Raw genomic sequence first — 9,219 nt, 5'->3', positions numbered from 1 at the left:
AGGAGTGCCCCGGGCGCGCTGATCAGTCACATCTGTACCCTTTGTGGATCAACGGCCCGCCTCAGCGCAACGCAGCGGGCCGTTTGTATTTCTGGTGCGGCGTTGCAGGATCTTCGTTTCCTTCCTCCCGTCACACCGTCACATTCCATGAGCATGCTGAGCAACCCCGCCGAGAAATACCGCCCGTTCGCCCCGGTGCGCCTGACCGACCGCACCTGGCCCGACGCCGTGCTGACGCAGGCGCCGATCTGGTGCAGCGTCGATCTGCGCGACGGCAACCAGGCGCTGATCGAGCCGATGGACAGCGAGCGCAAGCTGCGGATGTTCGAGTTGCTGGTGCGCATCGGCTTCAAGGAGATCGAGGTCGGTTTCCCCTCGGCCTCGCAGACGGATTTCGACTTCGTGCGTCGCCTGATCGAGCAGCGCCTCATCCCCGACGACGTGACCATCCAGGTGCTGACCCAGGCTCGCGAGCACCTGATCGACCGCACCTTCGAGGCGGTTGAAGGCGCCCCCCGCGTGGTGGTGCATGTCTACAACGCCACGGCGCCGGTGATGCGCCGCGTGGTGCTCGGGCTGGACGAGGACGGCATCGTCGATCTCGCCGTGACCCACGCGCAGATGATCCGTGACCGCGCCGCCGACCGACCCGGCACGCACTGGACCTTCGAGTATTCGCCCGAGATGTTCTCCGGCACCGAACTGGCGTTTTCGCGCCGCGTGGTGGACGCCGTCACCGCTGTCTGGCAGCCGACGCCCGAGCACAAGTGCATCGTCAACCTGCCTTCGACGGTCGAGCACTCGACGCCGAACCGCTTCGCCGACATGGTCGAGTGGATGCACCGCCACCTCGCCCGGCGTGACGCGATCGTGCTGTCCGTTCACCCGCACAACGACCGCGGCACCGGCACGGCGGCCGGCGAGCTGGCGCTGATGGCCGGCGCCGACCGCATCGAGGGCTGCCTGTTCGGCAACGGCGAGCGCACGGGCAACGTCGATCTGGTCAACATCGCGCTCAACCTCTACACCCAGGGTGTGGCACCGGGCCTGGACTTCTCCGACATCGACGCCACCCGCCGCACGGTCGAGCACTGCAACCAGTTGCCCGTGCATCCGCGCCACCCCTACGTGGGCGAGCTGGTCTACACCTCGTTCTCCGGCTCGCACCAGGACGCGATCAAGAAAGCGTTCGCGGCCCGGCGCGAGGGCGACCTCTGGGACATGCCCTACCTGCCGATCGACCCGAAAGACCTGGGCCGCAGCTACGAGGCGGTGATCCGCGTCAACAGCCAGTCGGGCAAGGGCGGCATCGCGTATTTGCTGGAAGCGGAATACGGGCTGGAGTTGCCGAGGCGGCTGCAGATTGAGTTCAGCCAGGCGGTGCAGGCGGTGACGGACGGCGAGGGCCGCGAGGTCAGTGCCGCTGACCTGTGGACCATTTTCGAGCGCGAGTACGGGCTGGACCGGCGTGCGGCTGACCTGAGCGCATTCCATCAGGAAGATGCAGGGGCCGACGGGGTCGTCCGTGTCAGCGCCGAGTGGCATGGCCCGCAAGGCTGGCAGACGCTCGGCGGGCAGGGCAACGGGCCGCTGGACGCCTTTGTCAACGCCCTGAGCCAGGCGATCGGGCAGACCGTCGAGGTGCTCGACTACCACGAACACGGCATCGGCGCGGGAGCCGGCGCACGGGCTGCCGCCTACGTCGAGGTGCGTGTCGGGTGTGGCGCGGCCTGTTTCGGCGTGGGCATCGACGCCAACATCGTCACCGCGTCGATCCACGCGGTGCTGTCGGGCTGCGCACGCGCTGCACGACGTTCCATGGACTGAGGAGCCTCCACCATGACCGACAAACTCATCATTTTCGACACCACCTTGCGCGATGGCGAGCAGTCTCCCGGCGCTTCGATGACCCGTGACGAGAAGCTGCGCATCGCCCGGCAACTGGAACGGCTGAAGGTCGATGTCATCGAGGCGGGCTTCGCGGCCTCGTCCAACGGCGATTTCGAAGCGGTCAAGGCGATTGCCGCGGCGATCAAGGACGCGACCGTGTGCTCGCTGGCCCGCGCCAACGACCGCGACATTTCCCGTGCAGCGGAGGCGTTGCGCGGTGCGAACTCGGCGCGCATCCACACCTTCATCGCCACCAGCGCCCTCCACATGGAGAAGAAGCTGCGCATGACGCCCGAGGAGGTGCTGCAGCAGGCGCGCATGTCGGTGCGCTTTGCCCGCAACCTGTGCGCGGACATCGAGTTTTCGCCGGAAGATGGCTACCGCTCGGACCCGGATTTCCTCTGCCGCGTGCTGGAAGCCGTGATCGACGAGGGTGCAACGACGCTGAACATCCCCGACACCGTCGGCTACGCGATTCCCGAGCTGTATGGCAACTTCATCAAGACGCTGCGCGAACGGGTGCCGAACTCGGACAAGGCGATCTGGTCGGTGCATTGCCACAACGACCTGGGCATGGCGGTGGCGAACTCGCTGGCCGGCGTGAAGATTGGCGGAGCGCGGCAGGTCGAATGCACGATCAACGGCTTGGGCGAGCGTGCTGGCAACTGCTCGCTCGAAGAGATCGTGATGGCGGTGAAGACCCGCCGCGACTACTTCAACCTCGACCTGCGCATCGATGCGACCCAGATCGTCCCGGCCTCGCGCATGGTCGCGCAGACCACCGGCTTCGTCGTGCAGCCCAACAAGGCGGTCGTCGGCGCCAATGCCTTCGCCCACGCCTCGGGCATCCACCAGGACGGCGTGCTCAAGGCCCGTGACACCTACGAGATCATGCGTGCCGAGGACGTGGGCTGGGCGGCCAACAAGATCGTGCTGGGCAAGCTCTCGGGCCGCAATGCGTTCAAGCAGCGCCTGCAGGACTTGGGGATTTCGCTGGACTCCGAGGCCGAGGTCAACACCGCGTTCATGAAGTTCAAGGACCTGGCCGACCGCAAGAGCGAGATCTTCGACGAGGACATCCTGGCGCTGGTCAACGACGAAAGCGTCAGCGCCGATGTGGAGCACTACCGCTTGCTGGCCCTGTCGCAGCAGTCCGAAATGGGCGAGCGTCCGCACGCGAAGGTGGCGTTTTCGGCTGGTCTGACCGAGTACCACGCCGAGTCCGACGGCAATGGTCCGGTGGATGCCAGCCTCAAGGCCATCGAATCGAAGATTGCCTCGGGGGCTGAACTTTTGCTGTATTCCGTGAACGCCATCACGTCTGGCAGCACGGAGTCGCAGGGTGAAGTCACCGTTCGGCTTCAACATGGCGGCCGCGTGGTCAACGGGGTTGGCGCGGATCCGGACATCGTTGTCGCGTCGGCCAAGGCGTATCTGGCGGCGTTGAACAAACTGCACAGCAAGGCCGAGCGCGTCGCTGCGCAAGGTTGACGTCGGTATCGCGCGAACAGGGGGACAAAACTGAAAATCCTCTGGGCTTGCGGGCCTTGTAGGAACTCGGTGGCTTCACCTAGACTGAAATCAGTGTCCTGTCGCGCGGTATCCAAAGGTATTTTGTGAATCCAATAAAACTGACTCAGACGCGGGCTTCGACGAAGTGGGCGTCTTTGGTGCTGGGGGTGTTGATGCTGGTGTCCGGGGCGGCTGACGCGGCCTCGCACTCGACCAAAGCCAAGGCCCATGCCGGCAAGGTGCGCAAGCACACCCACCGCGCGGCCCGGGTAACCGAACCTGCCGAGCCACCGCGGCTGTCCTTCGGCGAAGCCAGCGGCCTGCATGCCGTGCGCGATCCGCTGGACCTGAAGTCCAGCGTCGCATTGGTGGTCGATCAGGACACGTCCGAGGTGCTGTTCAGCAAAAATCCGCAGGCGGTGCTGCCGATCGCGTCGCTGACCAAGCTGATGACGGCGCTGGTGGTGGTCGAGTCCAGGGCATCGATGGACGAGGTGCTGCGCGTCACCGAGGAGGACATCGACACCGAGAAGGGCAGCCGTTCGCGGCTGGTGGTCGGCTCCGAACTCAGCCGGGGCGATCTGCTGCACCTGGCGCTGATGTCGTCGGAAAACCGCGCGGCCAATGCGCTGGGGCGCCACCATCCTGGTGGTCTGCCTGCCTTCGTCATGGCGATGAACCGCAAGGCCGTCGCCCTGGGCATGGCGGGCACCCACTACGTCGAGCCGACAGGACTGTCGAGCGACAACCAGTCCAGCGCGTCCGATCTGGCCCGGCTGGTCAAGGCGGCTTACGGCTATCCGTTGCTGCGCCAGCTCTCGACTTCGCCGGAGCTGGAAGTCGCACTCGGTCACCGCACCGTGCAGTTCCACAACACCAACAAGCTCGTCAACAACCCGACCTGGGAGATCGGTCTGCAAAAGACCGGCTACATCGTCGAGGCGGGGCGTTGTCTGGTGATGCAGGCGCGGCTGTCGGGTCGGCAACTCATCATGGTGTTCCTCGACTCCGCAGGCAAATACTCGCGGCTGGGTGACGCGGAGCGGGTGCGCCGCTGGCTGGAATCGTCGGATGCGGTGCGGCCCGTCAAGCACCTGCCAGCGCGACCCGCCACCGGCGCCGCCTCGGTGTCCTGAGCGTGTGCCTCAGGGGTGCCGGTGGCCGAGGGCGGTGGAAATCGCGGTGGCGGTGTCCCGCAGCTTGTCGCACCAGCTCTCCTCCAGGCGGTCGGCCGGCGCCGAGATCGACAGTCCGGCGATGAGCCTGCCCTGGTCGTCGTGGATGCCGGCGGCCATGCAGCGCACGCCCAGCTCCAGCTCCTCGTTGTCACGGGCGATTTCGGTCTGGCGCACGCGGGCGAGTTCGCGCTCCAGCATGGGTAGATCGGTGATGCTGTTGCGCGTGTGACCTGCCAGTCCGGTGCGTGTGGCGTAGCTGCGCACGCGCTGGGGGTCGTCATGGGCCAGGAACAGCTTGCCGACCGAGGTGAGGTGCAGCGGTGCCCGCCCGCCAACGGCCCGCACCACCTGCATGCCCGATCGCTCCGAGTACGTGCGCTCGATGTAGACGATTTCGTCGCCCTGCCGCACCGACAGGTTGACGGGCTGGTGGGTCAGCTTGTGCAACTCGCGCATCGGCACGAGCGCCGCATCCCGCACGTCGAGCCGGGCCTTGACGAGATTGCCGAGTTCAAGAAGTCGCATCCCCAGGCGATAACTGCCGGCTTCCGGGCGGTCCACGAAGCGACCGATGGCCAGATCGTTCAAGATCCGGTGCGCGGTGGACGGGTGCAGGCCGGTCTGCTCGCTGATCAGCTTCAGCGAGACGGGATCCTGGTGCTCGGCCAGCACGTTCAGCAGCGTGAACATGCGGTCCATCACCTGGATGGCTGGCGTCTGACTGGAACTGTCCTTTTTCGGCATGGTGACTCTAGTGAATTTCAAGGCTTATTTTTGCATGGCGAAACACGGGATGCGGTACTGCCTTGCCCTTGTTGTGGGGAGTTTGCTGGCGGGGCTGGCTGCCGTGGTGTCTGCGCAGCCCGCCGAGGCCGGCCCGCAGCGTCCGCTGGTGCGTGTGCCCAGGGTCATCGGCCGGCTGCAAGCGCCGGAACTCGGGCTGGTCATCAACACGGCCGATCCGTATTCGGTCGAGGTGGGCGAGCATTACCGGCGCGCACGGCACATTCCGGACGTCCATGTGCTGCGCATCGAGCTGCCGGTGCAGCCGCGCCTGAGTCCCCCGGATCTGGAGCGGCTGCGCCGCCGCATCGACGAGCAGTTCGACGGGGGCGTGCAGGCGCTGGCACTGGCCTGGACCCAGCCCTACGCGGTCGAATGCCAGTCGATCACCTCGGCCGTGACGCTCGGTTTCGATCCGCAGCTCTGCAACCAGCCCTGTGGGCGCCGGGCCGCTTCGCCGCTGTTCAACTCCGCCACCTCGGCGCCGTTCAAGGATTTGGGCCTACGGCCATCGATGCTGTTGGCATCGTCCGACGTGGAGCGTGCGCGCAAGCTCATCGACCGCGGGGTGGCCTCGGACTACACGCTCGGGCTGGTGGGCGCCGCACCGGTGCAAGCACATTTCATGACCACGGCCGACACGGTGCGCAGCGTCCGCTCGGTGCTGTTTCCGCCAGCGGGGCTGCAGCGGCGCATCGGGCTGGACAACCGGATGGGAGAGGGTGATCTGCCGCGTGACACGTCCCGCGTCGTGCTGGTGCAGACCGGTGTTGCCCAGTTCCAGGGCGCTGACACGATCGACTGGGTGCCGGGCGCGCTGGCGGACCACCTGACCTCGTTCGGCGGCCAGCTCGACCGCACGGGTGGGCAGAGCACCGTGCTGGATTGGCTCGATGCCGGCGCCACGGCGAGTTATGGAACTGTCAGCGAACCGTGCAACCATCTGCAGAAGTTCCCCCATCCGCAAATTCTGCTGCTGCACTACCTCCAGGGCAGCACCGCGCTCGAAGCCTACTGGAAGAGCGTGGCCTGGCCGCAGCAGGGCGTGTTTGTGGGGGAGCCGCTGGCCGCACCGTTCGCGCGCCAGTGAGCGAATTTGCAACACCCTGTCCAGGAGCACAGCGCCATGACGCCAGACATCCCATGCCGGTCAGATGCCAGTGCTACAGTCACAGGCTTGACTTTATAGGTCCTTCCCGTCCCCTTTCCTGGCAACAGCTAAGGCGGGTCGCGATCCGCCAATCGGTTTAGCCGAGTCGCGGAAGGTTGTCCAACCCATCCAAGCCCCGGGTACCGGGGCGCTAGGTGAGCGAAATATGATGAAGCAACACGGGTCCAACTCGTACCTGTTCGGTGGCAATGCGCCCTATGTCGAAGAGATGTACGAGGCGTATCTCGACAACCCGGGCTCCGTCGCCGACAACTGGCGCGACTACTTCGACGCGCTCCAGCACGTCCCTGCGACCGATGGCTCCGAGAGTCGCGATGTGGCCCATGCGCCCGTCATCGAATCGTTCGCCCAGCGCGCCAAGGCCAACGCCTTCGCCCACAAGGCCAGCGAGACCGATCTGGCCATCGCCCGCAAGCAGGTCCACGTCCAGTCCCTGATCGCCGCCTACCGCTCGCTCGGTTCGCGCTGGGCCGACCTCGACCCGCTCAAGCGCACCGAGCGCCCCAAGATCCCCGAACTCGAGACGGCGTTCTACGACCTGACCGAGGCCGACATGGACATCACGTTCTCGGCCACGAACACGTACTTCACGAAGTCCGACAGCATGACGCTGCGCGAGATCGTGCAGGCGCTGCGCGAGACCTACTGCGGCACGCTCGGCGCGGAGATCATGCACATCACCGAGCCGACCGAGAAGCGGTGGTGGCAGGAGCGCCTGGAGTCGATCCGCAGCAAGCCCACCTTTGGCGCGGACAAGAAAAAGCACATCCTCGACCGCCTGACCGCGGCGGAAGGGCTGGAGCGTTTCCTCCACACCAAGTACGTCGGCCAGAAGCGGTTTTCGCTCGAAGGCGGCGAGAGCTTCATCGCCTCGATGGACGAGCTGGTCCAGCGTGCCGGCGAGCAGGGCGTGCAGGAAATCGTCATCGGCATGGCCCACCGCGGTCGCCTGAACGTGCTGGTGAACACCCTCGGCAAGATGCCCAAGGATCTGTTCGCCGAGTTCGACCACACCGCGCCGGAAGACTTGCCCGCCGGCGACGTGAAGTACCACCAGGGCTTCAGCTCGGACATCTCCACCCCCGGCGGCCCGGTCCACCTGAGCCTGGCGTTCAACCCGTCGCACCTGGAAATCGTCAACCCGGTGGTCGAAGGCTCGGTGCGCGCCCGCCAGGATCGCCGCGAAGACAAGACCGGCGTGCAGGTGCTGCCAGTGCTGGTCCACGGTGACTCGGCCTTCGGTGGCCAGGGCGTGAACCAGGAAACGCTGATGCTCGCGGCCACCCGCGGCTATTCGACCGGCGGCACGGTCCACATCATCATCAACAACCAGATCGGCTTCACCACGTCGGATCCGCGCGACCTGCGCTCGACGCTGTACTGCACCGACATCGTCAAGATGATCGAGGCGCCGGTGCTGCACGTGAACGGCGACGATCCGGAAGCGGTCGTGCTGGCCACGCAGCTCGCGCTCGACTACCGCATGACCTTCCACAAGGACATCGTGGTGGATGTGATCTGCTTCCGCAAGCTGGGCCACAACGAGCAGGACACCCCCGCGCTGACCCAGCCGCTGATGTACAAGAAGATCAGCGCCCACCCCGGCACCCGCCGGCTCTACGCCGACAAGCTGGCCACGCAGGGTCTGGGCGAGACGCTGGGCGACGACATGGCGAAGGCGTACCGTGCCGCGATGGACGCCGGCCGCCACACGATCGACCCGGTCATCAGCAACTTCAAGAGCAAGTACGCGGTGGACTGGTCGCCGTTCCTTGGCAAGAAGTGGACCGATGCCGCCGACACGGCCATCCCGCTGGCCGAGTGGAAGCGCCTGGCCACGCGCCTGACCACCATCCCCGCCAGCGTCAACCCGCACCCGCTGGTCAAGAAGGTCTACGACGACCGCGCCGCGATGGGCCGTGGCGAGGTCAACGTCGATTGGGGCATGGGCGAGCACATGGCGTTCGCCTCGCTGGTCGCCGCTGGCTACCCGGTGCGCCTGTCCGGTGAGGACTGCGGCCGTGGCACCTTCACCCACCGCCACGCCGTCGTCCACGACCAGAAGCGCGAGAAGTGGGACGAAGGCACCTACATCCCCGCGCAGCACGTCGCCGACAACCAGGCCACCTTCACCGTCATCGACTCGATCCTGTCGGAAGAGGCGGTGCTGGGTTTCGAGTATGGCTACGCCGCCGCCGAACCCAACACGCTGACCATCTGGGAAGCGCAGTTCGGTGACTTCGCCAACGGCGCGCAGGTGGTGATCGACCAGTTCATCGCCTCGGGCGAGGTGAAGTGGGGCCGCGTCAACGGCCTGACGCTGATGCTGCCGCACGGCTACGAAGGCCAGGGTCCGGAGCACTCCTCGGCTCGCCTGGAGCGGTTCATGCAGCTCGCGGCCGACGCCAACATGCAGATCGTGCAGCCGACCACGGCCAGCCAGATCTTCCATGTGCTGCGTCGCCAGATGGTGCGTCCGCTGCGCAAGCCGCTGGTGCTGTTCACGCCGAAATCCCTGCTGCGCAACAAGGACGCGACTTCCCCAGTGAGCGAGTTCACCAAGGGCGAGTTCCGCACCGTGATCGGCGAGCAGAAGGCCGAGATCGTGGCCGAGAAGGTCAAGCGCGTGATCGCCTGTTCGGGCAAGGTCTACTACGACCTGGTCAAGAAGCGCGAAGAGAAGAA

General features: G+C 66.0%; 6 protein-coding genes. 5 read left to right on the top strand and 1 reads right to left on the bottom strand.

What is annotated here, in order from left to right; translation table 11 throughout:
• Window positions 1–153: 153 nt before the first annotated feature.
• The 3 genes from leuA (at window position 154) to pbpG (ending at window position 4,538) form a co-directional block, all read left to right on the top strand.
• Window positions 154–1,827 carry a 2-isopropylmalate synthase gene (gene leuA, locus QZW52_RS17110; RefSeq protein ID WP_294000931.1) on the top strand — a complete coding sequence of 558 codons (1,674 nt, stop codon included), beginning with the start codon at window positions 154–156 and terminating at the stop codon, window positions 1,825–1,827.
• A 12-nt stretch (window positions 1,828–1,839) separates the two neighbouring features.
• Window positions 1,840–3,381, top strand: a complete 1,542-nt coding sequence (locus QZW52_RS17105) for a 2-isopropylmalate synthase (protein WP_294000930.1) — start codon at window positions 1,840–1,842, stop codon at window positions 3,379–3,381.
• Window positions 3,382–3,575: 194 nt separating this feature from the next.
• Complete coding sequence (gene pbpG / locus QZW52_RS17100) at window positions 3,576–4,538, top strand: D-alanyl-D-alanine endopeptidase (protein WP_294000929.1); 963 nt, start codon at window positions 3,576–3,578, stop codon at window positions 4,536–4,538.
• Window positions 4,539–4,547: 9 nt separating this feature from the next.
• Here the strand turns inward: pbpG and QZW52_RS17095 are convergent, their stop codons facing one another.
• A complete protein-coding gene (locus QZW52_RS17095; RefSeq protein ID WP_294000928.1) occupies window positions 4,548–5,324 on the bottom strand; it encodes an IclR family transcriptional regulator in 777 nt (258 codons plus the stop codon).
• A gap of 106 nt (window positions 5,325–5,430) precedes the next feature.
• Between QZW52_RS17095 and QZW52_RS17090 the strand changes: the two genes are divergently transcribed.
• Both QZW52_RS17090 and QZW52_RS17085 read left to right on the top strand, forming a co-directional pair.
• Window positions 5,431–6,453: a TIGR03790 family protein gene (locus tag QZW52_RS17090; RefSeq protein ID WP_294000927.1), complete on the top strand. Its 1,023-nt coding sequence runs from the start codon at window positions 5,431–5,433 to the stop codon at window positions 6,451–6,453.
• A gap of 226 nt (window positions 6,454–6,679) precedes the next feature.
• Window positions 6,680–9,219: 2-oxoglutarate dehydrogenase E1 component (locus tag QZW52_RS17085; protein ID WP_294000926.1), on the top strand; the 2,540-nt coding region annotated here is incomplete at its 3' end.

The sequence above is a fragment of the Sphaerotilus sp. genome (genome assembly GCF_013299175.1).
Lineage (GTDB): Bacteria > Pseudomonadota > Gammaproteobacteria > Burkholderiales > Burkholderiaceae_C > Sphaerotilus.
This window is presented reverse-complemented; position numbering and strand designations above follow the sequence as displayed.

What these genes read in the sequence shown, in the direction of transcription:
- leuA (WP_294000931.1), top strand. Translation starts at nt 154, where the DNA reads ATGCTGAGCAACCCCGCCGAGAAATACCGCCCGTTCGCCCCGGTGCGC.
- QZW52_RS17105 (WP_294000930.1), top strand. Translation starts at nt 1,840, where the DNA reads ATGACCGACAAACTCATCATTTTCGACACCACCTTGCGCGATGGCGAG.
- pbpG (WP_294000929.1), top strand. Translation starts at nt 3,576, where the DNA reads ATGCTGGTGTCCGGGGCGGCTGACGCGGCCTCGCACTCGACCAAAGCC.
- QZW52_RS17095 (WP_294000928.1), bottom strand. Translation starts at nt 5,324, where the DNA reads ATGCCGAAAAAGGACAGTTCCAGTCAGACGCCAGCCATCCAGGTGATG.